The organism is Shinella kummerowiae (assembly GCF_009827055.1).
GTDB lineage: Bacteria > Pseudomonadota > Alphaproteobacteria > Rhizobiales > Rhizobiaceae > Shinella > Shinella kummerowiae.
Genome location: NZ_WUMK01000001.1, coordinates 709,550 through 733,056 on the forward strand (window position 1 = coordinate 709,550; position 23,507 = coordinate 733,056).

Below are 23,507 nucleotides of genomic sequence, written 5' to 3' on the forward strand. Positions count from 1 at the left end.
GCTTGCACTTTTACCTGGAGAACAAACTTGTCCAAGAAACCGGTGGCTTTGATTACGGGCGTAACGGGTCAGGATGGCGCCTATCTCGCGCAATTGCTGCTCGACAAGGGTTATGTCGTGCACGGCATCAAGCGCCGCTCCTCCTCGTTCAATACCGGGCGCATCGAGCATATCTATGAAGATCCGCACGAGCCCGATCCGCAGTTCTTCCTGCATTACGGCGATATGACGGACGCGACGAACCTCGTGCGCATCGTCCAGCAGACCCAGCCCGACGAGATCTACAACCTCGCCGCCCAGAGCCATGTGCAGGTCAGCTTCGAGACGCCGGAATACACCGCCAACGCAGACGCGATCGGCACGCTGCGCATGCTGGAAGCAATCCGCATCCTGGGGCTGGAGAAAAAGACGCGCTTCTACCAGGCCTCCACATCCGAACTCTACGGCAAGGCGCAGGACGTTCCGCAGAGCGAGACGACGCCGTTCTATCCGCGCTCGCCTTATGCGGCGGCAAAACTCTACGCCTACTGGATCGTCGTGAACTACCGCGAGGCCTATGGCCTGCACGCCTCGAACGGCATCCTGTTCAACCATGAAAGCCCGCTGCGCGGCGAAACCTTCGTGACGCGAAAAATCACCCGCGCCGTCGCCGCCATCAAGCTCGGCCAGCAGGATCAGCTCTTCCTCGGCAATCTCGATGCCAAGCGCGACTGGGGCCATGCCAAGGAATATGTCCGTGGCATGTGGCTGATGCTGCAACAGCCGCAAGGCGATGACTACGTGCTGGCAACCGGCACCACGACCACCGTGCGCCAGTTCGCCGAATGGTGTTTTGCCGAACTGGGCATGACCATCCGCTGGGAGGGCCAGGGCATCGACGAGAAGGGTTTTGACGCGGTAACCGGCAAATGCCTGATCAGCATCGACCCGCGCTACTTCCGCCCGACGGAGGTCGACCTTCTGCTCGGCGATCCCAAAAAGGCCGAGACGGTGCTCGGCTGGCGCCACGAGACGAGCGCGCATGAACTTGCCCGCGAGATGGTTCGCGAGGATCTGAAGCTCATGCAGAAAGAGTTTTCGAACAAGGGCACGCTCTGAATGTACGACCTCACGGGAAAACGCGTCTGGGTCGCTGGCCATCGCGGCATGGTCGGCAGCGCCGTTGCCAGGCGGCTGGAAGCGGAGAATTGCGAAATCCTCTTCGCCCAGCGCGACGCGGTCGATCTCGAAGAACGGTCCGATGTCGAGCGTTTCCTCGCAGAACACCGGCCGCACGCCGTGGTCATGGCCGCTGCCAAGGTCGGCGGCATCCTCGCCAATGATCGCAACCCGGTAGAGTTCCTCCAGCGCAACCTGACGATGGAGCTGAACGTCATCAAATCCGCCCACGAGGCGGGTGTCGAAAAGCTGCTTTTCCTCGGCTCTAGCTGCATCTACCCGAAATTCGCGCCCCAGCCGATCAAGGAAAACGCGCTGCTCACCGGCGATCTGGAGCCGACCAACGAGTGGTATGCGATCGCCAAGATCGCCGGGATCAAGCTGTGCCAGGCCTATATGAAGCAGCACGGCGCCCGCTTCATCTCCGCCATGCCGACCAACCTCTACGGTCCGCACGACAATTTCGACCTCCAGACCAGCCACGTCGTGCCGGCGCTCATCCGCAAGGCGCATGAGGCAAAGCTTGCCGGCCTCGACCATGTGACGATCTGGGGCTCGGGCACGCCGCGCCGCGAGTTCCTGTTCAGCGACGATTGCGCCGATGCGCTCGTCTTCATTCTGAAGAACTATGAGGACTACGAGCACATCAATGTCGGCTCGGGCGAAGACATCCCGATTCTCGACCTGATGAAACTCATCGCAGACGTCGTCGGCTTCGAAGGCCGGATCGAGACCGATCCGTCAAAGCCGGACGGCACGCCGCGCAAGCTGATGTCGAACGAAAAGCTGGCGCGCCTGGGCTGGAAGCCGACCACAGACCTGCGCGACGGCATTTCCCGCGCCTATCAGTGGTATATCGAGAACGTGCGCTGAGCATTTCCAGCCAAAGCGGCATCGCATTGGCGTCGGACAATGCGGCTAAACAAAATCTAGCGCCAGTTCTCGTCGATCCACTTTGTCGGCCGGACGTGCTTGTAGGCCTTCTTCCACCACGCCGTGACCGGCCATTCGCCGATGACGGCCTCGTCCGGGTCAGGCTTGCCGGTAAAGGCGACGATGCGCGTCGCCGGCGGCAGCGGCACGTCCTTGAAGAAGTTCAGCGGCCAGCGCGGCAAAAGCGTGTGCTTGAAGCTGACGCACCATTCGGCCGGCCAATAGGTCATGCCTTGGGCAGCGGCGGAGACGTAGCGCTGCGAGATGATGTGCTTGTTGACCTTGGCATCCGGGTCGCGGTCGAAATCGTCGAAGATGTGCGTGTTGGTGCCGACGGTCCAGCGATAGACCGAGGTGTTGCCGATACCCTGACCGAGTTGCGTCCAGTTTTCCGCAATGCAGAACTGGCCTGGCGCATAATCGAAAAAGTCGTCGAGCGGCCCGGTGATCACCACGTCGAGATCGACGAAGAGTACATCACCCTCCAGATCGGCCAGCGGCGCCTGCCACAGCGAGATCTTGCGCCACGGCCTCCAGGCGACACGTTCGGGAATGTTGATCGGCGGCAGCGGGAAAACAGCGACGGCCGGGTCGATGCCGGTGGCATCTTCTGTAAAACAAACGAGCCGGGTCGGGCGAACCGTGTTGCGCTTGATCATGGACCACAAGCGGTTGACATAATCCGCCGGATATCTCGTGCCCCATTTCATGCATGCTATCGTCTGCATTCGTCATCGTCTCCTGTCGCGCGCGACTCCATAAACCATATCGGCCCGCAGTGATAGGAGTTCTGCGAAACATGCCGCCGCCCGCACGCGGCATCCCATCCCTCGCGATGAAACCGGCTGTCTCTAGTCTGCCGAAACACCGAGATCCCGCTCCAGTTCCGCAATTTGCGTGGACCAATCCGCGTCCGCAGCGGCCTTGCGTGCGGCTTGGGACATTGTCAAACGTCGCTTGTCGTCGTCGACAACCGACGCGATAGCCGCAGCTATCGCAGCAATATCCTGCCCATCGACAAGAATACCCGCATCTTCATGGCGCAACACATCGCGAGCGCCGCCCGAGAGGCCGCCAACGATGGGCAGACCGCACTGCGCGGCCTCCAAATAGACCATCCCAAACCCCTCCTCCCGATCACCAACCCGGCGGGTTGGCATGACGAACAGGTCGGCACTTTCATAAAGCGCCGTTTTGCGCCCTCCGGTGACAGGACCTGCAAAAACCACCCGGTTCTGAAAGCCATTTTCAGCTGCTAAGGACTGGAGACGAGACAGGTCATCTCCCGGACCCGCAACGACGTAGCGAATATCGGGATGCCGCTCCACAAGATGATTGAGGGCCAGAATCGTATGATCGACACCTTTCAACGGCTCAAGGCGCGCGAGGGATAGCAGTCTCGGACGGCCACCTGCCCAAAGGCCCTCCGCCCAAGCCCTATCCTCCGGCGAACTCGGCACAAGTTCCTCAACCGGCGGCGAACGCACGACGATCGTTTGGGAATCGTGGTAACGCTTGACCCGGTCGGCCGTGAACTGCGAAACAGCGACAACTTTCCCGACACGCAAAAGGGCATCCGTAATGCGCCGCGCCTTCGACCCTTTTGGCGTCTGCGAATACTCATTGCCGTGCGCAAAACAGACAATGACAGCGTCGCCGGTCGGCACACCGCTGCGCACCAGCGTTTCCACGCTCTTCCAGCTGTCGGCCAGCACCGCCTGAACACCGCCGCTTCTCAGAAGATGGCGCAGTGCTCTGGCCTTGCGCCACCGGCGCAGTGGCTTCCAGCCGTCGAAATAGCGCACCGATCCGAAACGCCCGCTGTCATCGACGCGTCCCTTGTGCCCGTCGGCAAGGACGACAACAGCGTGCCCGCGCGCGTGGAGCGCCTTCGCCGCACCACCCATCAAATTCTCGATTCCACCGATTGCCGGCGGAAAGCACTGCGTCACGACCACTATCATTTTCATCTTTTCTCGGGCAAAAGTCGCACTTCGGTCTGCAGACGACACCTGTCTTACGGCGGGAGACCACATGGCTCCTATGGACCGATATTCAAGCAGTGGCAAGAAACATGCATTCACCTGAAAATTCCCCGAAGCGGCCTGCAACCATGAAGGTCCTGCAACTTCTCCCCGCCCTCGGCGATGGTGGCGTGGAGCGTAGCGCGGTGGAGATGGCCGGCCATCTTGGCGCGCTTGGCTTGCCCAACTGGATCGCAAGTGCGGGTGGTCCGCTGGTGGCGGCGGCGGAAGCGGCGGGTGCGCAGCACGTCACCCTGCCTGTCGGGCGAAAATCGCTCTTCTCGGCGATTTCAGCGGCGCGCGCCATCGCCCGCCTGGTCGACCAGGAGGACATCGACATCATCCATGCCCGCAGCCGTGTGCCCGCCTGGGTCGGGCTCCTGGCGCGGCGTCTTGCCCGAAAGCCGGTGCGCTTCCTCACGACCTTCCACGGGGTCTATAGCCACGGCAATGCGCTCAAACGCTTCTACAATGGCGCCATGTTGCGGGCGCCGCTGGTCATCGCGAATTCACAGTTCATTCGCCGCCATATCGTCGAGATCTATGGCTTCCCGGAAGCGCGCGTGATCGTCGCACCGCGCGGTGTCGAGCCTTCGCTTTTCGAGCCCGCAGCCATTTCGGCCGAAACGCGCGCGGCGTTGCGTGCAGAGCTGGGAGCCACGGAAAGCGGACCGCTGGTGGTGATGGTCGGCCGCATCACGCGCTGGAAGGGACATGCCGTGCTGCTGGAAGCCGTCTCCCGTCTCGCCCGGCCGGATGTTCGTCTCGCCTTCGTCGGCAGCGGTTTCGACACGCTGATCGCCGAATTGCAGCGCGATGTGACGCGCCTTGGTCTTGAGGGTCGGGTCGTGTTTACCGGAAGCCGGCGGGATGTGCCGGCCGTGCTCGCGGCCGCCGACCTCGCCGTATCCGCGTCCACGGACCCCGAAGCCTTCGGCCGGGCCGCCATCGAGGCGCAGGCCATGGGCACGCCCATCATCGCCACCGATCATGGCGGCAGCCGCGAAACCGTCCTGCCCGGCCAAACCGGCTGGCTCGTGCCGCCCGGCGATGTTGCCGCCCTGGCAACGGCCCTCGACGAGGCCCTCGCCCATCCCGACCGGCTGGCAGCCATGGGGCAACGCGGCCGAGAGCATGTCCTGGCACACTTCACCACGGCGCAGATGCTGGAAAAGGAATTTTCCGCCTATCAAAGGCTGATGTCGGAGCCGCAGCGCTGAGATGGCGGCGAACGCCCCTCCCTCCGTGTGGGTGCTGACGGACGGCAAGGCCGGCGACGAGCAGCCCTTGATCGGGCTTGCCGAGGCCATGGGCGCGGTGCCCGTCGTGCGCCGTGTCGCGCCGCGGCGCCTGTTCGCCCTCCTGATGCCTTGGGGGCCGATCGATCCGAGGGATACACCGGACAAACCCGGCTCGCCGCTCGCTCCCCCCTTTCCCGATATCTGCCTTGCCACAGGCCGACGGGCCGTGGCCTATCTCAGGGTGCTGAAATCCCGTTCGCCCAGGACCTTTTGCGTGCTCTTCAAGGATCCGCGCATGCGGCGGCACAAGGCGGACCTGCTGATCGTGCAGCAGCATGACGCGCCGCGAGGCGAGAACGTGCTCGTCGTCACGACGGCGCCGAACCGGATGTCGCCGGCGCGTCTTGAAGCGGCGCGCCGCGCGATGGCCGACAGGCTTGGTTCCCTGCCCCAGCCAAGGGTCGCCGTGCTCATCGGCGGCAACAGCCGGCACCATCAGTTTTCCGAAGGCGATATCAAGCGCCTTCTCGGCGGCCTCGAAGCGAAGATTGACGCGGGAAACGCGTTGATGATCACAGCGTCGCGCCGTACGCCGCCGTCACTTGCGACGTCCCTTGCCGAACTCGCCAAGCGACCGAACGTGCTCTTTTGGGATGGTACGGGAGAGAACCCCCTGCTCGCCTATCTCGCATGGGCCGATGAAATCGTTGTCACCGCGGATTCAACCAACATGGTGGGCGAAGCGGCAGCCTTGGGTGTTCCCGTACAGGTTTTCCACCCCTCGGGCGGGCACGCGAAGATCGGCCGGTTCCTTGCGGCGCTTTCGCAGGAAGCCGCCATTGGCCGCTTTCCCGAGACGCCGGCCACCGACCGCCGCGCCCCGGTCAACTCGACACCGGGGCTCGCACGCGACATCCTCGCGCGCTGGCAGGATCTCAGAGTTCGACCAGCCCGACCTTCTTGACCTGGCGGATCGTCAGCATGGTGCGCACTGTATCGACCTGCGCGTTGGCGGTCAGTTCCTCGATCACGAAGTCCTGGAACCGGGTGAGATTTTCGGCAACGCAATGCAGCAGGAAATCGCTGTCGCCGGAGACCATCCAGGCCTGGCGAACCATCGGCCATTCGCCGGTCGCAGCCGCGAAGGCCTTGAGGTTGGCCTCCGACTGGTGCTTGAGCCCCACCATGCAGAACGCGACGAGATCGTAGCCAAGCGCCGGCGCGTTCAGCAGCGCGGTATAGCCTTCGATGATGCCCGCCTCCTCCAGCTTGCGCACGCGGCGCAGGCAGGGCGGCGCGGAGATGCCGGCGCGCGACGCAAGCTCCACATTGGTCATCCGGCCATCGGCCTGAAGCTCCTTCAGGATACGGATGTCGATGGCGTCGAGTTCGGCACGAAACATGGGAATTTACAGACCTTTCGGGAAGGCGACCGGAAGTGACCCGAATCGCCGCATTAGCGCAACATTGTTACCGCAAGAGGCACAAATATGTCACGCGGCATCGCTTGTCTGTTGGCAAAGCGCTGTGCACACTTGAAACTCGATGCACTCCCTTCATAAATGGATATCGAACAACGATACATTGGCCGGTCCATGCGCGGGATCGCGCGGCCGGCCCATTGGGGCCTGATGCCCCGGAAGGAACGACCATGTCCGCCCGCCCCACGTCCACTCGGCACGTCAAGGTGCTGATCATCGGATCCGGCCCCGCCGGCTACACCGCCGCCATCTATACCGCCCGCGCGATGCTGGAGCCCGTGCTGATCGCCGGCATGGAACAGGGCGGCCAGCTGATGATCACCACGGATGTCGAAAACTATCCGGGTTATGCCGATCCGGTTCAGGGTCCGTGGATGATGGAGCAGATGCTGAAGCAGGCTCAGCATGTCGGCGCCGAGATCGTCAACGACCTCGTCACCAATGTCGACATGAGCGTGCGCCCCTTCCGCGTTTCCACCGACAGCGGCACCGAATGGACGGCGGATGCGCTGATCATCGCCACCGGCGCCAAGGCGAAGTGGCTCGGCATCGACACCGAGCATAAGTTCATGGGCTTTGGCGTTTCGGCCTGCGCGACCTGCGACGGCTTCTTCTACCGCAACAAGGACGTCATCGTCGTTGGCGGTGGCAACTCGGCCGTCGAAGAAGCGCTCTACCTTTCGAACCTCGCCAAGACCGTGACGGTCGTGCACCGCCGCGATGGTTTTCGCGCGGAAAAGATTCTCCAGGAGCGCCTGTTCGCCAAGGAGAACGTCAAGATCGTCTGGGACCACGAGGTCGTCGAATATCTGGGCAGCGATCCCAAGCCGCCGATGCCGGCGTCCGTCAACGGCGTGAAGTTGCGCAACGTCAAGACCGGCGAGATGCGCGACGTCGCCATTGACGGCGTGTTCGTGGCGATCGGCCATGCGCCGGCGGTCGAACTGTTCAAGGGCAAGCTGCGCCAGAAGTCGAACGGCTATCTGTGGACGGCGGCCGATTCCACGGCGACGGACGTGCCGGGCGTTTTTGCCGCAGGCGACGTCACCGACGACATCTATCGCCAGGCGGTTACGGCCGCCGGCATGGGCTGCATGGCGGCCCTCGAAACCGAAAAATACCTTGCAGGTCATATGCCTGTCGCAATTGCGGCCGAGTAGAAGCCGCCAACAAAGGGCGGCGGATCCGATCCGACCGCCCACGTGGGAACAGCAAGATCAGCGACCAGGCGGGAAGCGAGCGCTCCCCGCCTCTTAGGACATATGGGGGATAGAATGGCGCTCGACTGGGACAAGCTGCGGATTTTTCATGCCGCGGCCGAGGCGGGCTCGTTCACGCATGCGGCGGACAAGCTGCATCTTTCGCAATCGGCCATCAGCCGTCAGGTGAGTGCGCTGGAGCAGGATGTCGGCATCAAGCTGTTCCACCGCCATGCCCGCGGCCTGATCCTGACCGAGCAGGGCGAAATCCTCTATCGCACCGCGCACGACGTGCTGATGAAGCTGGAAAGCGTGCGTGTCCAGCTCACCGAAAACACCGAGAAGCCGAGCGGCAAGCTGCGGATCACCACCACCGTCGGCCTTGGCCAGGGCTGGCTGACGGACAAGGTGCAGGAATTCCTGGCGCTCTATCCCGACATGCAGGTGCAGCTCATCCTCGACAACGAGGAGCTGGACGTGAACATGCGCCATGCCGACTGCGCGATCCGCCTGCGTGAACCGCAGCAGTCCGACCTCATCCAGCGCCGGCTGTTCACCGTGCACATGCACATCTATGCCGCGCCCTCCTACATCAACCGCTACGGCGAGCCGCAGTCGATCGACGATCTCGACAACCACAAGATCATCACCTTTGGCGAACCGGCTCCCAATTACCTGCTCGACGTCAACTGGCTGGAAATCGCCGGGCGCGATTCGGACAATCCCCGCCCCTCCGTCTTGCAGATCAACAGCCAGACCTCGATCAAGCGCGCCTGCCTGCTCGGCATCGGCGTCGCGATGCTGCCGGACTATATTGTCGGCCGCGATCCGGGACTTATCCAACTGCCCGTCAGCGCCGATATCCCCTCCTTCGATACCTATTTCTGCTATCCGAGCGAGATGAAGAACTCGGCCAAGCTCAAGGTTTTCAGGGACTTCATCGTCGCCAAGGCGCGCAACTGGAACTTTTGAAAACGGCTACTTTCAAAGACCTGCGCCTCATGCATGGCTGGCATGCACATTGAATCATTGATGTATGCCCAAAAAACCATCATATCGCACGCAGCTGATGCATTTTGGTGGCTTTTTCCTCCCAGTGCCACCGCACCAGCTGTTCCCCTCTGGAGGTTTTATTACCTTCAAAACTATAAAGGGCCCAAGTTCATCTTGCGGCCCTCTTTTTTTGCCTTTCGTTAACCAAGACAAAATTTTCAACATTCCCGTAAAACTTGGCACGCGCTTCTCTTGAAGAAACGCGCCCCCTCACCCATATTCAGGTTAGCCAGCGCACCTGCGGTCTTTCTCCTCCCAGTGCCGCGCGTTGGCTGTTCCCCTCTGGAGGTTTTTTGACCTTCAAACTTGCAGGGCCCAAGCTTCGCTTGTGGCCCTCTTTTTTTGCCTTCACCCCTTGTATCGGCAACGAGCGAACCCAATATCGGAATTGAACGATATAATCATCGCCGAGCCCCGATAGACAAATGACGACGCCCGACACCGACGAAATCCTGAAAGCCCTCGCCCATCCCAAGCGGATCGAGATTCTCGCCTGGCTGAAAGACCCTGAGGTCCATTTCGCCGGCCAGGAGCATCCGCTGGAGTTCGGCGTGTGCGCCGGACAGATCGAAAAGCGCTGCGACCTGTCGCAGTCCACCGTTTCCGCCCACCTTGCCACCCTCCAGCGCGCCGGCCTCGTGACGACGCGCAAGGTCGGCCAGTGGGTGTTCTTCAAACGCGACGAAGACAAGATCGCGGCCTTTCTCCACCACATCAACCGCGCCCTCTAAGCGCACTCCCAGCCAGAAGAAGGACTATCCATGACCTCGCTCTTCGACCCTCTCAAGATCGGCGACATCCAGCTTGCAAACCGCATCGTCATGGCGCCGCTGACGCGCAACCGCTCCCCGGGCGCGGTTCCGAACACGCTGAACGCCGCCTATTACGAACAGCGCGCCTCTGCCGGCCTGCTGATCACCGAGGCAACCGCCATCTCCCACCAGGGTCAGGGCTACGCCGACGTGCCAGGCCTCTACAAGCCGGAAGCGCTTGCAGGCTGGAAGCAGGTCACCGACGCCGTGCACAAGGCCGGCGGCAAGATCGTCGTGCAGATGTGGCATGTCGGCCGTATCTCGCATGACACGCTGCAGCCGGACGGCGGCAAGCCGGTCGCCCCGTCGGCGATCCGCGCCAAGTCGAAGACCTACCTGATCAATGCCGATGGCTCGGGCAGCTTCGCCGAAACCTCCGAACCCCGCGCCCTGGAAAAGGATGAGCTTCCGGGCATCATCGAGGACTATCGCCGTGCCGCCCGCGCCGCCGTGGATGCCGGCTTCGATGGCGTCGAGATCCATGCCGCCAACGGCTACTTGCTCGACCAGTTCCTGCGCTCGGGCAGCAATGAGCGCACCGATGAATATGGCGGCTCGATCGAAAACCGCGCCCGCCTGCTCTTCCAGGTCGTCGATGCCATCACCAACGAGATCGGTGCCGGCCGCACCGCGATCCGCATCTCCCCGGTGACGCCGGCCAACGACGCCTTCGATCCGAACCCGCAGCCACTCTTCACCTATGTCGTAGAAGGGCTCGCGAAGTACGACCTCAGCTACATCCACATCATCGAAGGGGCCACGGGCGGCGCCCGTGATCACCAGCAGGGCGACACACCCTTCGACTATGCGGCACTCCGCGCCGCCTATCACAAGGCCGGCGGCAAGGCGGCCTGGATGGTCAACAACGGCTACAACCGCGAACTCGCCATCGACGCCGTGGAAGAAGGCAAGGCCGACCTCGTCGCCTTCGGCAAGCTCTTCATCGCCAACCCGGACCTCGTTGAGCGCCTGAAGAACGACACCGTGCTGAACCCACCAGACCAGGCCACCTTCTACGGCGGCGGCGCCAAGGGCTACACCGACTATCCGGTCCTGGAAAACGTCGCCTGACCACTTGCATGTCTGCAGCCGAGGCTTCCTCGGCTGCAGACGAAAGCGGGAATGAATCGAGGAAGGGCGCCTGTCATGAGGGAATACAATGGCGAAGAGGCACTTTCGCGAACTCAAGTGTTGATCAAGATCAGGACGGATACCGAAACGTGGGAAACGGAGTTCAAGGACGAAGCAACAGGCGAGACCTGGATTCTCGACTATCCCCACTCCCACCTGCATGGCGGCGGTAGTCCACGATTGAGAAAGACAGAGCGGAAATGAGGCTCCGGCTTCGCCTGCATTTCCCGCCTGTATAAGGCGATCAGGCCCCTAGGGTCACGTTGCCGCCAAGCGCCCACGGTTTCCTCGTCCGTGGGCGTTTCCTTTTTGCAGGGCTCGGCTACATCTACCTGTAGACATTTGCCGAGGAGCCCGCCCGCCCATGCTCTCCAGCCTGCTGAAGGAACGTTTGCTGTTTGTCGGGCTCGCCGCCGCGATCATCGCCTACGCGACGGAACACAGTTTGCTGGAGATGGGCCGCCTGCCGGTGCTCGTCGCGGCCTTCGCGCTGGTCGCCGCGATCATCCTCGTCTCCACCCGTATTGCCCATCACGCCGAGATTCTCGCCTCCAAGGTCGGCGATCCCTATGGCACGATGATCCTGACGCTCGCCGCCGTGCTGGTCGAGGTGGTCGTGCTGGCGATCATGATGCAGGGCGAGACCTCGCCGACGCTGGTGCGCGACACGATCTATGCCGCCGTCATGCTCGACATCAACGGCATTCTCGGCCTTGCCGCGCTGCTCGGCGGCATCCGCCACGGCGAGCAGCCCTACAACGACGATTCGGCGCGGACCTACGGCGTGATGATCCTGACGGCCATGGGCATTTCCATGGTCGTGCCGGAATTCGTGCCGCGCGAGAGCTGGCACGTCTACTCCGCCTTCACCATCGGCGCGATGATTGCGCTCTATGCGCTCTTCCTGCGCATGCAGGTGGGCGCGCACAGCTATTTCTTCAGCTACGCCTATCCCCGCGCCGAGCGGAAGGGGAGCCTGCCGAGTGAGGCAACGGGCGAAAGCGAGCCAGCCACCGTGTCCATCGTCGTCATCATCGTCGGCGTGGTGCTGATCGGTGCTTTGGCGGAGGTGATGTCCGTGCTGCTCGGCGCCGGCCTCAAGGGCTCCGGCGCCCCGCCCGCGCTGATGGCCGTGGTGGTGGCGGCGATTTCCGCAGCACCGGAAATCCTGACCGCAATGCGGGCAGCACTCGCCAATCGCATGCAGTCCGTCGTCAACATCGCCATGGGCGCCTCGCTCTCGACGGTCATCCTCACGGTGCCCGTCATGGAGGCGATTGCGCTTTATACCGGCCAGCCGTTCATCATGGCCATGTCGCCGGCCCAGACGGTGATGGTGGCGATCACGCTGATCGTTGCCGCCATCAACCTCAATGACGGCGAAACGAATGCGATAGAGGGCATGACGCACTTCATCCTCTTCGCCACCTTCATCATGCTGACCTTGATCGGGCTTTGACGCCGCACCTATCGCATCGCAAAACCGCAGCACATATTTGCGCGCTCTGCGTCAGGGACGATTATAGACGCGGGTCACGCCCTGGTAATATTCACCCGGATCGAAGCGCGTCGTGCGGGACTTCACCGGATTGTTGAAGAAGTAGTCGTAGAACGACATGTAGCGCGGGCCATCGCAGACCACGATGCTGCCGCGCGGGGCAGCGCCACTACGCTCGGCATATCCATCGCCATCCGCGGCAAAAGCGGACGTCGTGGTGGCAAGGGTCGCCAGGGCGAAAATGAGGAGTGACTTGGTTTTCATGGTCCTGCTCCGGTATTCATTGTCTCATCCACTATATCGGCACCGATGGCAAAAATTTCATGGGGGCCAAACAAAAAACCCGCCGTCGCCGGCGGGTTTCGAGATTAGTGGTGAAACACCCGTTATTTGCAGGCCGCGCAGAAGCGCTGGATGCGCTTGCCCGCTTCTTCCAGTTGGGCTTCCGAAGTAGCGTAGGAAATGCGGAAGTTCGGGCCGAGGCCGAAGGCCGAACCGTGCACGACGGCGACACCTTCCGATTCCAGCAGTTCCGAGACGAAATCCTCGTCGGTCTCGATGACCTTGCCCGACGGTGCGGTCTTGCCGATCAGGCCCTTGCAGGACGGATAGACGTAGAAAGCCCCTTCCGGCGACGGGCATTCGATGCCCTTGGCCTGGTTCAGCATGGAGACGATGAGGTCGCGACGACCTTCGAAGATCTTCTTGTTTTCCGGAATGAAGGCCTGCGTGCCGTTCAGCGCCTCGACGGCGGCCCACTGGGCAATTGAGCAGGCGCCGGACGTCTGCTGGCCCTGGATCATGTCCATCGCCTTGATGAGGTTGAGCGGGCCGGCCGCATAACCGATACGCCAGCCGGTCATCGCATAGGCCTTGGAGACGCCGTTCATCGTCAGCGTGCGGTCGTAGAGGCCGGGCTCGACCTCGACCGGGGTGGCGAACTTGAAGTCGCCATAGGTCAGGTGCTCGTACATATCGTCCGTCAGCACCCAGACATGCGGATGGCGCATCAGCACGTCGGTCAGCGCCTTCAGTTCGTCATGGCTGTAGGCAGCGCCCGACGGGTTGGACGGCGAGTTGAAGATGAACCACTTGGTCTTCGGCGTGATCGCCTTCTCCAGGTCTTCCGCCTTCAGCTTGAACTTGTTTTCCTGCGTGGTGGCGACGAAGACCGGCGTGCCGCCGCACAGCGACACCATTTCCGGATAGGAGACCCAGTAAGGTGTTGGAATAACGACTTCATCGCCCGCATTCATCGTCGCCATGAAGGCGTTGAAAAGAATCTGCTTTCCACCGGTGCCGACGATGGTCTGCGCGGCCGTGTAGTCGAGGCCGTTCTCGCGCTTGAACTTCTTGGCGATCGCCTCGCGCAGTTCCGGGATGCCGGAGACCGGCGTGTACTTCGTTTCGCCGCGGTTGATGGCGTCGATCGCCGCCTGCTTGATATTGTCCGGCGTATCGAAGTCCGGCTCGCCTGCGCCCAGCCCGATAACATCACGGCCTTTCGCTTTCAGCTCGCGCGCTTTCTGGGAGACGGCGATGGTGGCGGAAGGCTTCACACGGGAAAGGGCGTCGGCAAGAAAGGCCATGATGGAGATGTCCTCATCGGGTTCAAAGACGGCTTGACGCCATGGACCCGGAGCGCCGGGCTCCATAGCGGTTAGGTCTATGTCGAATGTGCGCCGGTCTTGCAAGCGCGAAGGGTGAAAAAAGCGGAAAAGCCGGGCGCGCGCGCCAAATTTCATGAACGCCATCAACGATGCGAATGGATCGTGGCGGTGCACCGAACGCGATACACGATAAAGTTGAACGAAGGCGAAACCGTTAAGATTTTTACGCGAAGGATTAAGCCGGCGTTAAGAGGTCAGGTCTATTTTGCCATCGTCGGTGTCGTTCCAGCGGATGGTGCGCTGCATGAGCGAAAGAAGCATTTTTTCGAATCTCGTCCGCCAGGCGGACGGCGCCTTCAGTGCGATCTATGGTCCATATCTGTTACAATCCGCACTTCAGCCGATTTTTGCCGAGCGGCCGGACGGCCGGTTGCAGATCGCCGTTCTGAAGGGCCTGATCCGTGCAAGCTCGCATGGCACCCCCTGCTCCCCCACGGATTTTTTCCAGAGCGTACCGGAAGACGAGCGCGTCGCCGTCGATGGCCTGTGCCGCAGCCTGCATATCCTGAATGCCGGAGCGCTCGGCCGCCGCGACGTCTCCCTCATCGTCAACTTCCATCCCGGCCTGTACCTGACGCCCCAGGCCGTCCGCCAGGAGGTTGAACGCCTGCGTCTTGCCGCGCACGAGGCCGAGCTGCCGCCCGAGCGCATAGCCTGCGAAATCCGCGAGCACGCCTATGATGATCGAGAGGTGCTGGCGGGTTTTTCGGCACGGTTGCATGAAGGTGGCTTTTCCATCGCCATCGACGAGTATACCGGCGAGGATCGCGATCTCGAGCGCCTGGAACGGTTTGCCCCGCAGTTCGTGACGTTCGATACGGCATGGCTGCACGGCTTCGTGGAAAACTCGGCCGGCCTCGCTCTGCTGCGCGTGCTCAACGGCCAGTTTTCCCACAAGAAAATCCGTACCATCGTCGCCGGTATCGAGGAGCCGGAAATGATCGCCCTGTGCCGCGACATGGGCGGCCCGCTGATGCAGGGTTATCTTCTGTCGCGCCCGGAACTTGCGCCGACGAGCTTCAATCTCACCTTCCCCGAACTGGAGGAGGATATGGCGCAACCGGTCCTCGAATCCGCCGGAGCAGGCGGTTTTCTGCCGGTCGAAATCCGGGCGACACGCCCCGTCCGCCAATTCGGAAAACGCGGCGCTTAAGACGGCGCAGCGGTGCGCTCTATTCGCCGGAATGGCTTGAAAATCCGACCTTTTTCATTCGCCATCTTTTCGCCATAATAAATGTCGGCCCCTGCCGCAATTCGGTCCTTCTCGCGCCGACTTCGGCGGGCTTTTTCGTCCTCACAAGCGGAAAAGAGCAAGACAGGGGACGACGATGTTCTGGGATGACGACAAGGTCGGCAGCAAGCGAAAGGCGCGCGAATCTCGCGCCATGTTCCTGATCGCCATGACGGCCCTCGCCGGCTGCGTCGCCATGGTCATCAGCCTCATGTCGCCGCCCGCGATCAATATCGACATGATCAAGACGTCTGGCATCGAGAAGACCAGCTCTTCGCACGCCACCACGCAAAATTGATGCCGCCCTGCCGGCGACGCTCTTGAAAGCCGTTCGGCTCTGGGCCAGTTAACGGCATTGGACGGGAGACGGCGATGCGGCAGGAAAAACAGCGTTTGAAGACCACTCTGATGCGCGCAACGGCAGCTCTCTTTCTCGCCGCAACGCTTGCAGCCGCTTCGGCCGAAGCCGAAACCCGCGAATTCCCCAGCAAAAAAGCCACCCTCATCGTCGAGACGCTGGCGACCGGGCTCAACCAGCCCTGGTCCGTCGAAGCCCTGCCCGACGGCGCCTATCTCGTTTCGGAAAAAGGTGGCACGCTGCGCCTGGTGCGCGGCCACCAGATTTCTGCACCGATCAGTGGTGTGCCCGAGGTTGCAACGACCGGCCAGGGCGGCCTGCTCGATATCGCTCTTGCTCCCGATTTTGCCACCAGCCGTATCCTCTACCTGACCTACAGCGCCCGCGGCGACGGCGGCTCGGGCACGGCGCTCGCCAAGGCGAAGCTCTCGGCCGACGGCACGAGGCTCGAGGACACGACGCGCCTCTTCCTGATGAGCCGCCTTACCCCGCGTGGCCAGCATTTCGGCTCGCGCATCGCCGTCGCCGAGGACGGCAGCCTGTTCTTCGGCATCGGTGATCGCGGCGAAGGTGAGCGTGCGCAGGATCCGCGTGATCACGCCGGCGCCATCCTGCATATCAATCCGGACGGCAGCCCGCATGCCGACAATCCCTTCCTCGGCACCACCGCAGGGCTGGCGGAAATCTGGTCGAAGGGGCACCGCAACCCGCAGGGCCTGACCATCGACCCCAAGGACGGCACGCTGCTTTCGGCAGAACACGGCGCGCGCGGCGGCGACGAGATCAACAACCCGCAGCCCGGCCGCAACTATGGCTGGCCGCTCGTCTCCTTCGGCCGGCATTACTCCGGGGCGGAATTCGATCTCGGCTCTGCAGCGAAAGGCTACGAACCACCGCTCTATTACTGGGATCCCTCCATCGCGCCGGGCGCCATCGCCGTCTATCGTGGCGCGATGTTCCCGGAATGGGATGGCAACCTCATCGTCGGCGCGCTCAAATATCAGCTCGTCGCCCGCCTCGAACGGGATGAAAGCGGCGCGATCATTTCCGAGGAGCGGCTGTTCGACGGCGAACTTGGCCGCATCCGCGATGTGGTCGTGGCGCCGGATGGCGCGCTCCTTCTCCTGACGGACGACCCGCAAGGTTCGTTGCTGCGCGTCTCCCGCGCGACGGCGACGGACTGACACCAAACCCGGCTTGCGTAAAATTCGGGCAGCTGCTAGCAGGCGGCAAGGCGCTTTCGCGCCCGATTTCCTCCCAATCCGGGTCAAAAGAGACATGACGCGCGTTCAGGCGAACACTCTTCTATTGCTGGCCGGCGCCATCTGGGGCGCAGGCTTCATCGCCCAGTCGACGGCAATGGAGACACTCGGGCCGATCTGGTTCATCGGCCTGCGCTTTGCCGTCGCCACGCTTGTCGCCCTGCCCTTCGCACTCTGGGAGAAGGCGCACGCGGATGGTCCCATCAGGCCAAACGACATTGGCGGCTTCATCCTGACCGGCCTCGCTCTCTTTGCCGCGGCCGCCTTTCAGCAGGTCGGCCTGCTCACCACGACCGTCACGAATTCCGGCTTCCTCACCGGCCTCTATGTCGTCTTCACACCCATCCTCACCGTGCTGCTGCTGCGCCGCCGGCCGCACTGGGTCATCTGGCCCGCTGCCTTGCTGGCGTCCTTCGGCATCTTCCTCCTGTCCGGGGGCACGTTCGCCGCGCTGACACTCGGCGACATGCTCACCATCGTCTGCGCGGTCCTATGGTCCGTGCAGATGATCTGCGTCGGCGTTTTTTCCGGCCGATCCGGCCGACCGGTCGCGCTCTCCCTCGTACAGTTTTCGGTCTGCGCGGTGCTCGGCTGTGCGGCCGGCCTGCTGTTCGAACCGATCAGCCTGGCGGCGATCAAGGGCGCGCTGCCGGAAATCCTCTATGCCGGCTTCTTCTCGAGCGGCCTGGCCTTCATTTTCCAGAACGTCGCCCAGCGCTATACGACAGCCCCGCAAGCCGCCATTTTCCTGTCCAGCGAGGCGCTTTTCGCCGCGCTCTTCGGTGTGCTCCTGCTCGGCGAGACGATCAGCCCCGCCGGCTACGTCGGCTGCGCCATCATCTTCGTTGCAATGCTTGCCGTAGAACTCTTGCCGGTGTTGCTGCGCGAACGGCACCAGGGCACGCCCGTCGAAGTATGACGCCCTCCCCGCTGCTGCCGGTGTCTTCGGCGGCGCAATATAAGTCGTACCAGAACTGCGGCCGGCCCAGGGAATCTGCGGGATTTTTTGGCAATCGCCCGGAATTTGACCAAAGTGAGGCGCGGCCAAGTTGCGCCAAAACTTTTGCTTGCCAATTTAATGTAAACGCATCACTCTTGCGCCGTTCGGGCAATTTGCGAACACGGGAAGACCTTGAATAAAAGCGCGCCGGAGACGCGAAATAATTCCGGGCAGCCAATATCCGGATGATCCTATGGATCATGCGGTTGGCTGGCTGCGGTGAAAACGGGACCCTTTCCTCAACCTCGAGAACTGCCTGCCTAACGCCCCTCGGGGCAAAACTGATATGCTGCCCGCCGCCAATATACGGGCAGTGAGAAAAGGACCTGACGCATGGCCGAGACTGGCACTGTTAAATTCTTCAACACCGAGAAGGGCTTTGGCTTCATCAAGCCCGACAACGGTGGTGCGGACATCTTCGTACACATTTCTGCTGTACAGGCTTCCGGCCTGAACGGCCTTTCCGAAAATCAGAAGGTAAGCTTCGACACGGAACCCGATCGCCGCGGCAAAGGGCCGAAGGCGGTTAACCTGCAGATCGACGGCTGAGCCGGCGCTTTCAGGATTTTCAAGTTGGAGCCCGGCAGCGATGCCGGGTTTTTTCGTTCAGCCTCCGTTCAGCCTTGTTCTTCTAGTTTGCTCTCGTCATCTACCGGCGATGGGCCGGATCCAAAGGAACGACGTCATGAACAAAGTCATCAAGACAATCGTGCTGTCGCTTGCCGTCGCAGCCTCGACGCTCACCGCAACCGCGGGCGTCTCTGAAGCGCGCGATCGCAATCGTGACGGCTACTGGCGCGAAGGCGACGACTATCAGTATCGCAAGCCGCGGCGCCACCGCGACCGCGACCATAACTACGGCCGCGATGCCGCCATCGGCGGCGCGCTCGGCCTCGCCACCGGCGTCATCATCGGCGGCGCGCTGGCCTCCCAGCCGCGCTACGAAGAACGCCGCTACGTGGAGCCGGATTATTATCCCGAGCCCGAGCCGCGCGTGATCTACCGCCGTCCGGTGGTCGTGGAAAGCTATGAGCCGTGGACCCGGGCCTGGTACGATTACTGCGCGCAGCGCTACCGCTCGTTCAACCCCAGCACCGGCACTTTCGTCGGTTATGACGGCCGCGAGCATTTCTGCAACGCAGGCTGAGATCAAACCGGTCAAAATCAAAAGGCGGGCGCCGCGCGGCGCCCGCCTTTTTGTTGTTTAAAGCCCGCGCAGGAACGGATTGGTGCGCCGCTCCTCGCCGATCTTGCCGCCCGGCCCGTGGCCGCAGAGGAAACCAACCTCGTCGCCGAGCGGGAAAACCTTGTCGCGGATCGACTCCAGCAATTGCTGATGATTGCCGCCCGGCAGGTCGGTGCGCCCGATCGAGCCCTGGAAGAGCACGTCGCCGAGATGGGCCACACCCTGCTTGCGGTGGAAGTAGATGACATGGCCCGGCGCATGACCCGGCGTGTGATAGACCTCGAATTCGTGATCGCCGAAAGAGACCTTGTCACCGTCTTCCAACCAGCGGTCCGGTACGACATTCATCACCTTCATCGGCACGCCGAACATCGAGGCCTGCGCCTCCAGTCGCTGCAGCAGCGAGAGATCGTCCTTGTGCGGGCCGACAATCTCGAGCCCGAGCGCGTCCTTCAGTTCCTTGGCACCGCCGGCATGATCGATGTGGCCGTGGGTAAGCCAGATCGCCTTCAGCGTGATACCATTGTCCTTCACCGTCTGCAGGATCACCTCGACATCGCCGCCCGGATCGACGACGACACCCTCTTTGGTCTCCGTATCGAAGAGAATGGTGCAGTTCTGCTGAAAGGGAGTGACGGGAATGATGCCCGCCTGAAGCATGCCCATGGGGTCCTCGCTCGGTTGCCGCGTTGCGCCTGATATAGCCGCAAGGGCGAACGAAGACCAAGCGCGAACTAACGCAGGCTCGCCATCTCCTGTGCGGGACCGGTGGCAAGCGTCGGGGAAACGGTGGAGAAGAGCAGCGCGACAACGGCGAGGTTGATCACGGCATAGAGATAGACCACGGGGCGCAGGCGCGCGGCGACCGGGTTCTGCTGGCTGATGGTGTGCGGCTGCATCGTTCTGTTCCCTGATATTGTCGGCCGCGTGGCCTCTTGTGGTGCTTGGTTGGCTTGGTTGTACAACGGCACCAAAGTCCGGCATGTTCCGCCGGGAACAGCGCAAGGCGAGCAGCCTGTTGCCAAAGCGCCACAGCCGGTCACAGCGGCAGGGCTGTCGTCTCCTTCAACGTATCGAGCACGATCGCGGTCTTCACATGCGAGACCGATTCATGCGGCAGCAGCACGTCGTTGACGAAAGCGGAGAGGGCCTTGAGGTTCGGCACCACGACCTTGATGATGTAGTCCATCTCCCCCGTCAGCGAGAACGCCTCCAGCACCTCCGGCAGGTTGGAGATCAGCTTGGCGAAGCGTACTGCATTGTCGCGGTTGTGCGTCGAAAGCGTCACGGTCACAACGATGACGATGCCGAGGTCGAGTTTTTCCCGGTCGAGTTCCGCCCGGTAGGCGCGAATGATGCCCTCCTCCTCCAGCCTTATGCGCCGACGCGAACATTGCGAGGGCGAAAGATGGATGCGCTCTGACAGTTCGTTGTTCGTCAGCCGCGCATCCTGCTGCAAATGCGCAAGGAGCTTACGATCGAAATCGTCAAGCTGCATGAATTGCCCTCCAAATCCTCAACTCCTGCACGAACATCGCATGGAATTGCCAAAACACAACCACTATGCACGCACTTTGCATGGCAAACGCGCCATACTCCTCCCAGATAGTTTTCGAGGAGGACGAACGATGGGCCCTTTCCCGCATGATGCCCCGCCGGCACTGATCACCGCCGACAACCCGGCCGGCACCGATGGCTTCGAGTTCGTCGAATTCGCCCATCCGGAGCCGGAGAAACTGGAAGAGCTGTTTGCCCGCATGGGCTACAGCAAGGTTGCCACGCACCGCACCAAGGCAATCTCCGTCTGGCGCCAGGGCGACATCAACTATGTCATCAATGCCGAGCCCGGCTCGCACGCCATGAAGTTCGCCGACGTGCACGGCCCCTGCGCCGCCTCCATGGCCTGGCGCGTGGTCGATGCGGAACATGCCTTCAAGCATGCGCTCTCCAAGGGCGCGACACCCTATGAAGGCGACGACAAGGCGCTCGACGTGCCTGCCATCGTCGGCATCGGCGGCTCGCTGCTCTACTTCGTCGAAAAATACGGCGCCAAGGGCTCGGCCTATGACACCGAGTTCGCCTGGACCGGCGAACGCGATCCCAAGCCGCAGGGCGTCGGCTTCTATTTCCTCGACCACCTTACCCACAATGTCTATCGCGGCAACATGGACAAGTGGTGGGATTTCTACCGCGAACTGTTCGGCTTCAAGCAGATCCACTTCTTCGACATTGACGGCCGCATCACCGGCCTCGTCTCGCGCGCCATCACCTCGCCCTGCGGCAAGATCCGCATTCCGCTGAACGAATCGAAGGACGAGACGAGCCAGATCGTCGAATATCTGAAGAAGTACAAGGGCGAAGGCATCCAGCACATCGCCGTCGGCACGGACGGGATATACGACGCGACCGACAGGCTCGCCGATAACGGCGTGAAGTTCATGCCCGGCCCGCCGGACACCTATTACGACCGCTCCTATGTGCGCGTCGTCGGCCATGAAGAGCCGGTCGCCCGCATGAAGAAACACGGTATCCTGATCGATGGCGAAGGCGTCGTCGATGGCGGCATGACGAAGATCCTGTTGCAAATCTTCTCCAAGACCGTCATCGGGCCGATCTTCTTCGAGTTCATCCAGCGCAAGGGTGACGAAGGTTTTGGCGAAGGCAATTTCCGCGCGCTCTTCGAATCGATCGAAGAGGACCAGATCCGCCGGGGCGTCATCGCAGCAGAATAACAACCGCGGCAAGCAAGCCACTCGCGGGGAAGGAAGAGGCGGTCGCTTTGCGGCCGCCTCTTTTCGTTGAAAACTCCGGTGCACGGCGCACACGGCCAAATTGACTTATCCCAAATTTATCCGCACCTTGCGGGTGCCGAATTTTTCGGCAACGGACGCGGGCTTCAGACCGCGTTCCGGTAGCGAGGCAAGTGTCCTGCTCGGACCACTCTCTATTCCGGGCGGACCTTTCGGAGGGGAAGTCATGGAAGCATTGATGCCCATCATCACGCAGCTCATCGCGGGCGCGGTTGGCGGTAACGTCGCCGGAGCGGCCCTGAAACAGGCCGCTGTGAGCGTGATCGTCCGCACCATTGTCGGCGCCATCGGCGGTGTCGGCGGCGGCTTTCTCTTGCAGATGCTGGGTGGGGAAGCCGGCCTCTCGGGCCTCGTCGCCAATGGCATCGGCGGCCTCGTCGGCGGCGGCGTGCTGACGGCGATCGTCGGCGCCGTGCTCGGCAAAAAGCCGGCATGAACAAAAAAGGCGGCCCTCATCGGGCCGCCCTATCCAACGGATGGCGTTTTCCGCCTGCTTATTCGGCAGCGGCGGCGACCGGATAGACTTCCTTCATGTAGTCGTTCATCAGCGTCTCCGAGATCGTGCCCGGCGTGAAGCGGTACGGGCCGATTTCGGAAACCGGCGTCACTTCGGCGGCAGACCCCGTCAGGAAGCATTCGGAGAAGTCCGGCAGCTCTTCCGGCAGGATCGCCCGCTCGATGATCTGATAGCCACGGCGCTTGGCCAGTTCGATCACGGTACGACGGGTGATGCCGTCGAGGAAGCAATCCGGCACCGGCGTGTGGATGACGCCATCCTTGACGAAGAAGACGTTGGCGCCCGTGGCTTCCGCCACCTGGCCCCGGTAGTCGAGCATCAGCGCATCCGCATAGCCCTTGGCTTCGGCGGCATGCTTGGAGATCGTGCAGATCATGTAGAGGCCGGCGGCCTTCGACTTCGACGGCGCGGTCTTCGGGTCGGGACGACGGTATTCGGCGATGTCGAGGCGAATGCCCTTCAGCTTCTCGGCCGGATTGAAGTAGCTGCCCCACTGCCAGATGGCGATGGCCACGTTGATGCGGTTGTTCTGCGCCGAGACACCCATCATTTCCGAGCCGCGCCAGGCGATCGGCCGCGCATAGGCTTCGGAGAAGCCCTGCCGCTTCAGGAGTTCGATGGTTGCCGCATCCAGCTCTTCCACCGAATAGGGAATCTTGAAGCCGAGGATTTCGGCCGATGCGTGCAGGCGCTGGTTATGCTCCGTGAGCTTGAAGATGCGCCCGCCATAGGCGCGCTCGCCTTCGAACACCGCGCTCGCATAGTGCAAACCGTGCGTCAGCACGTGAACCTTGGCATCCTTCCAGTCGACGAATTCGCCGTTGAACCAGATTTGTCCGTCCATTTGGTCAAAGGGAACTGCCATCGTGTCATCCTCCGGCGCTCTCACGCCATTCTTTCTGTTGATTGTTTCGTCTGTTGCGGTCTAACCAGAAACAGGCGG

27 protein-coding genes are annotated in these 23,507 nt (G+C 62.1%); 18 read left to right on the forward strand and 9 right to left on the reverse strand.

The window, feature by feature from the left end; all coding sequences use genetic code 11:
- Positions 1-27 precede the first annotated feature (27 nt).
- Both gmd and fcl read left to right on the forward strand, forming a co-directional pair.
- Positions 28-1,098 (forward strand): GDP-mannose 4,6-dehydratase, encoded by a 1,071-nt coding sequence (gmd, locus tag GR138_RS03275; protein ID WP_202402480.1) that lies wholly within the window; start codon positions 28-30, stop codon positions 1,096-1,098.
- A complete protein-coding gene (fcl, locus tag GR138_RS03280) occupies positions 1,099-2,031 on the forward strand; it encodes a GDP-L-fucose synthase (RefSeq protein WP_160857162.1) in 933 nt (310 codons plus the stop codon). It begins immediately after the preceding gene.
- A 56-nt stretch (positions 2,032-2,087) separates the two neighbouring features.
- On the opposite strand, the gene GR138_RS03285 is transcribed toward fcl, so the two are convergent.
- Positions 2,088-2,819, reverse strand: coding sequence for a hypothetical protein (locus GR138_RS03285; RefSeq protein ID WP_160857163.1), 732 nt, complete (start codon positions 2,817-2,819; stop codon positions 2,088-2,090).
- A 123-nt stretch (positions 2,820-2,942) separates the two neighbouring features.
- A complete protein-coding gene (locus tag GR138_RS03290) occupies positions 2,943-4,061 on the reverse strand; it encodes a glycosyltransferase family 4 protein (RefSeq protein ID WP_160857164.1) in 1,119 nt (372 codons plus the stop codon).
- Positions 4,062-4,204: 143 nt separating this feature from the next.
- Between GR138_RS03290 and GR138_RS03295 the strand changes: the two genes are divergently transcribed.
- Positions 4,205-5,335: a glycosyltransferase family 4 protein gene (locus GR138_RS03295; RefSeq protein ID WP_160857165.1), complete on the forward strand. Its 1,131-nt coding sequence runs from the start codon at positions 4,205-4,207 to the stop codon at positions 5,333-5,335.
- 1 nt (position 5,336) lies between these two features.
- Positions 5,337-6,320 (forward strand): mitochondrial fission ELM1 family protein, encoded by a 984-nt coding sequence (locus tag GR138_RS03300; RefSeq protein WP_160857166.1) that lies wholly within the window; start codon positions 5,337-5,339, stop codon positions 6,318-6,320.
- Here the strand turns inward: GR138_RS03300 and GR138_RS03305 are convergent.
- Positions 6,292-6,759, reverse strand: coding sequence for an Lrp/AsnC family transcriptional regulator (locus GR138_RS03305; protein WP_160857167.1), 468 nt, complete (start codon positions 6,757-6,759; stop codon positions 6,292-6,294). The two genes, GR138_RS03300 and GR138_RS03305, sit on opposite strands and share 29 nt — an antisense overlap.
- Before the next feature lie 248 nt (positions 6,760-7,007).
- Between GR138_RS03305 and trxB the strand changes: the two genes are divergently transcribed.
- The 6 genes from trxB (at position 7,008) to GR138_RS03335 (ending at position 12,491) form a co-directional block, all read left to right on the forward strand.
- Entirely contained in the window at positions 7,008-7,997 is a 990-nt protein-coding gene (gene trxB, locus GR138_RS03310) for a thioredoxin-disulfide reductase (RefSeq protein ID WP_160857168.1), read from the forward strand.
- 114 nt (positions 7,998-8,111) lie between these two features.
- Positions 8,112-9,008, forward strand: a complete 897-nt coding sequence (locus GR138_RS03315; protein WP_160857169.1) for a LysR family transcriptional regulator VtlR — start codon at positions 8,112-8,114, stop codon at positions 9,006-9,008.
- A gap of 506 nt (positions 9,009-9,514) precedes the next feature.
- Complete coding sequence (locus GR138_RS03320) at positions 9,515-9,820, forward strand: ArsR/SmtB family transcription factor (protein ID WP_160857170.1); 306 nt, start codon at positions 9,515-9,517, stop codon at positions 9,818-9,820.
- A 30-nt stretch (positions 9,821-9,850) separates the two neighbouring features.
- The gene (locus tag GR138_RS03325) at positions 9,851-10,972 is read left to right on the forward strand and encodes an alkene reductase (RefSeq protein ID WP_160857171.1); all 1,122 of its coding nucleotides are present in this window, start codon (positions 9,851-9,853) and stop codon (positions 10,970-10,972) included.
- Between the two features lie 75 nt (positions 10,973-11,047).
- Entirely contained in the window at positions 11,048-11,236 is a 189-nt protein-coding gene (locus GR138_RS30940; protein ID WP_160857172.1) for an Imm27 family immunity protein, read from the forward strand.
- 160 nt (positions 11,237-11,396) lie between these two features.
- The gene (locus GR138_RS03335; protein WP_160857173.1) at positions 11,397-12,491 is read left to right on the forward strand and encodes a calcium:cation antiporter; all 1,095 of its coding nucleotides are present in this window, start codon (positions 11,397-11,399) and stop codon (positions 12,489-12,491) included.
- A gap of 51 nt (positions 12,492-12,542) precedes the next feature.
- Here the strand turns inward: GR138_RS03335 and GR138_RS03340 are convergent, their stop codons facing one another.
- Both GR138_RS03340 and GR138_RS03345 read right to left on the reverse strand, forming a co-directional pair.
- Positions 12,543-12,794 (reverse strand): hypothetical protein, encoded by a 252-nt coding sequence (locus GR138_RS03340; protein WP_160857174.1) that lies wholly within the window; start codon positions 12,792-12,794, stop codon positions 12,543-12,545.
- A gap of 122 nt (positions 12,795-12,916) precedes the next feature.
- Positions 12,917-14,119, reverse strand: a complete 1,203-nt coding sequence (locus GR138_RS03345) for a pyridoxal phosphate-dependent aminotransferase (protein WP_160857175.1) — start codon at positions 14,117-14,119, stop codon at positions 12,917-12,919.
- A 325-nt stretch (positions 14,120-14,444) separates the two neighbouring features.
- Here GR138_RS03345 and GR138_RS03350 point away from each other — a divergent pair, with 325 nt between their 5' ends.
- The 6 genes from GR138_RS03350 (at position 14,445) to GR138_RS03375 (ending at position 19,198) form a co-directional block, all read left to right on the forward strand.
- Complete coding sequence (locus GR138_RS03350) at positions 14,445-15,353, forward strand: EAL domain-containing protein (RefSeq protein WP_160857176.1); 909 nt, start codon at positions 14,445-14,447, stop codon at positions 15,351-15,353.
- Between the two features lie 175 nt (positions 15,354-15,528).
- The gene (locus GR138_RS03355; RefSeq protein WP_160857177.1) at positions 15,529-15,729 is read left to right on the forward strand and encodes a hypothetical protein; all 201 of its coding nucleotides are present in this window, start codon (positions 15,529-15,531) and stop codon (positions 15,727-15,729) included.
- A 74-nt stretch (positions 15,730-15,803) separates the two neighbouring features.
- Positions 15,804-16,973: a PQQ-dependent sugar dehydrogenase gene (locus tag GR138_RS03360; protein ID WP_160857178.1), complete on the forward strand. Its 1,170-nt coding sequence runs from the start codon at positions 15,804-15,806 to the stop codon at positions 16,971-16,973.
- Between the two features lie 94 nt (positions 16,974-17,067).
- Positions 17,068-17,970: a DMT family transporter gene (locus tag GR138_RS03365; RefSeq protein ID WP_160857179.1), complete on the forward strand. Its 903-nt coding sequence runs from the start codon at positions 17,068-17,070 to the stop codon at positions 17,968-17,970.
- A gap of 414 nt (positions 17,971-18,384) precedes the next feature.
- Entirely contained in the window at positions 18,385-18,600 is a 216-nt protein-coding gene (locus GR138_RS03370) for a cold-shock protein (protein WP_069058105.1), read from the forward strand.
- 136 nt (positions 18,601-18,736) lie between these two features.
- The gene (locus GR138_RS03375) at positions 18,737-19,198 is read left to right on the forward strand and encodes a BA14K family protein (RefSeq protein ID WP_160857180.1); all 462 of its coding nucleotides are present in this window, start codon (positions 18,737-18,739) and stop codon (positions 19,196-19,198) included.
- Positions 19,199-19,255: 57 nt separating this feature from the next.
- Here GR138_RS03375 and GR138_RS03380 read toward each other — a convergent pair whose 3' ends face one another.
- The 3 genes from GR138_RS03380 to GR138_RS03390 form a co-directional block, all read right to left on the reverse strand.
- Positions 19,256-19,897 (reverse strand): MBL fold metallo-hydrolase, encoded by a 642-nt coding sequence (locus GR138_RS03380; RefSeq protein ID WP_202402509.1) that lies wholly within the window; start codon positions 19,895-19,897, stop codon positions 19,256-19,258.
- Between the two features lie 74 nt (positions 19,898-19,971).
- Positions 19,972-20,136 (reverse strand): hypothetical protein, encoded by a 165-nt coding sequence (locus tag GR138_RS03385; RefSeq protein ID WP_160857182.1) that lies wholly within the window; start codon positions 20,134-20,136, stop codon positions 19,972-19,974.
- Between the two features lie 140 nt (positions 20,137-20,276).
- Positions 20,277-20,735, reverse strand: a complete 459-nt coding sequence (locus GR138_RS03390) for an Lrp/AsnC family transcriptional regulator (RefSeq protein ID WP_160857183.1) — start codon at positions 20,733-20,735, stop codon at positions 20,277-20,279.
- Positions 20,736-20,865: 130 nt separating this feature from the next.
- Here GR138_RS03390 and hppD point away from each other — a divergent pair, with 130 nt between their 5' ends.
- Both hppD and GR138_RS03400 read left to right on the forward strand, forming a co-directional pair.
- Positions 20,866-21,969, forward strand: a complete 1,104-nt coding sequence (gene hppD / locus GR138_RS03395; protein WP_160857184.1) for a 4-hydroxyphenylpyruvate dioxygenase — start codon at positions 20,866-20,868, stop codon at positions 21,967-21,969.
- 244 nt (positions 21,970-22,213) lie between these two features.
- Entirely contained in the window at positions 22,214-22,483 is a 270-nt protein-coding gene (locus GR138_RS03400; protein WP_160857185.1) for a hypothetical protein, read from the forward strand.
- Positions 22,484-22,541: 58 nt separating this feature from the next.
- Here GR138_RS03400 and GR138_RS03405 read toward each other — a convergent pair whose 3' ends face one another.
- Positions 22,542-23,429, reverse strand: coding sequence for a branched-chain amino acid aminotransferase (locus tag GR138_RS03405; protein ID WP_160857186.1), 888 nt, complete (start codon positions 23,427-23,429; stop codon positions 22,542-22,544).
- Positions 23,430-23,507 lie beyond the last annotated feature (78 nt).

Excerpts from the sequence above, each read along its gene's own strand:
- fcl (WP_160857162.1), top strand. The coding sequence starts at position 1,099 with ATGTACGACCTCACGGGAAAACGCGTCTGGGTCGCTGGCCATCGCGGC.
- GR138_RS03285 (WP_160857163.1), bottom strand. The coding sequence starts at position 2,819 with ATGCAGACGATAGCATGCATGAAATGGGGCACGAGATATCCGGCGGAT.
- GR138_RS03290 (WP_160857164.1), bottom strand. The coding sequence starts at position 4,061 with ATGAAAATGATAGTGGTCGTGACGCAGTGCTTTCCGCCGGCAATCGGT.
- GR138_RS03295 (WP_160857165.1), top strand. The coding sequence starts at position 4,205 with ATGAAGGTCCTGCAACTTCTCCCCGCCCTCGGCGATGGTGGCGTGGAG.
- GR138_RS03300 (WP_160857166.1), top strand. The coding sequence starts at position 5,337 with ATGGCGGCGAACGCCCCTCCCTCCGTGTGGGTGCTGACGGACGGCAAG.
- GR138_RS03305 (WP_160857167.1), bottom strand. The coding sequence starts at position 6,759 with ATGTTTCGTGCCGAACTCGACGCCATCGACATCCGTATCCTGAAGGAG.
- trxB (WP_160857168.1), top strand. The coding sequence starts at position 7,008 with ATGTCCGCCCGCCCCACGTCCACTCGGCACGTCAAGGTGCTGATCATC.
- GR138_RS03315 (WP_160857169.1), top strand. The coding sequence starts at position 8,112 with ATGGCGCTCGACTGGGACAAGCTGCGGATTTTTCATGCCGCGGCCGAG.
- GR138_RS03320 (WP_160857170.1), top strand. The coding sequence starts at position 9,515 with ATGACGACGCCCGACACCGACGAAATCCTGAAAGCCCTCGCCCATCCC.
- GR138_RS03325 (WP_160857171.1), top strand. The coding sequence starts at position 9,851 with ATGACCTCGCTCTTCGACCCTCTCAAGATCGGCGACATCCAGCTTGCA.
- GR138_RS30940 (WP_160857172.1), top strand. The coding sequence starts at position 11,048 with ATGAGGGAATACAATGGCGAAGAGGCACTTTCGCGAACTCAAGTGTTG.
- GR138_RS03335 (WP_160857173.1), top strand. The coding sequence starts at position 11,397 with ATGCTCTCCAGCCTGCTGAAGGAACGTTTGCTGTTTGTCGGGCTCGCC.
- GR138_RS03340 (WP_160857174.1), bottom strand. The coding sequence starts at position 12,794 with ATGAAAACCAAGTCACTCCTCATTTTCGCCCTGGCGACCCTTGCCACC.
- GR138_RS03345 (WP_160857175.1), bottom strand. The coding sequence starts at position 14,119 with ATGGCCTTTCTTGCCGACGCCCTTTCCCGTGTGAAGCCTTCCGCCACC.
- GR138_RS03350 (WP_160857176.1), top strand. The coding sequence starts at position 14,445 with ATGAGCGAAAGAAGCATTTTTTCGAATCTCGTCCGCCAGGCGGACGGC.
- GR138_RS03355 (WP_160857177.1), top strand. The coding sequence starts at position 15,529 with ATGTTCTGGGATGACGACAAGGTCGGCAGCAAGCGAAAGGCGCGCGAA.
- GR138_RS03360 (WP_160857178.1), top strand. The coding sequence starts at position 15,804 with ATGCGGCAGGAAAAACAGCGTTTGAAGACCACTCTGATGCGCGCAACG.
- GR138_RS03365 (WP_160857179.1), top strand. The coding sequence starts at position 17,068 with ATGACGCGCGTTCAGGCGAACACTCTTCTATTGCTGGCCGGCGCCATC.
- GR138_RS03370 (WP_069058105.1), top strand. The coding sequence starts at position 18,385 with ATGGCCGAGACTGGCACTGTTAAATTCTTCAACACCGAGAAGGGCTTT.
- GR138_RS03375 (WP_160857180.1), top strand. The coding sequence starts at position 18,737 with ATGAACAAAGTCATCAAGACAATCGTGCTGTCGCTTGCCGTCGCAGCC.
- GR138_RS03380 (WP_202402509.1), bottom strand. The coding sequence starts at position 19,897 with ATGCTTCAGGCGGGCATCATTCCCGTCACTCCCTTTCAGCAGAACTGC.
- GR138_RS03385 (WP_160857182.1), bottom strand. The coding sequence starts at position 20,136 with ATGCAGCCGCACACCATCAGCCAGCAGAACCCGGTCGCCGCGCGCCTG.
- GR138_RS03390 (WP_160857183.1), bottom strand. The coding sequence starts at position 20,735 with ATGCAGCTTGACGATTTCGATCGTAAGCTCCTTGCGCATTTGCAGCAG.
- hppD (WP_160857184.1), top strand. The coding sequence starts at position 20,866 with ATGGGCCCTTTCCCGCATGATGCCCCGCCGGCACTGATCACCGCCGAC.
- GR138_RS03400 (WP_160857185.1), top strand. The coding sequence starts at position 22,214 with ATGGAAGCATTGATGCCCATCATCACGCAGCTCATCGCGGGCGCGGTT.
- GR138_RS03405 (WP_160857186.1), bottom strand. The coding sequence starts at position 23,429 with ATGGCAGTTCCCTTTGACCAAATGGACGGACAAATCTGGTTCAACGGC.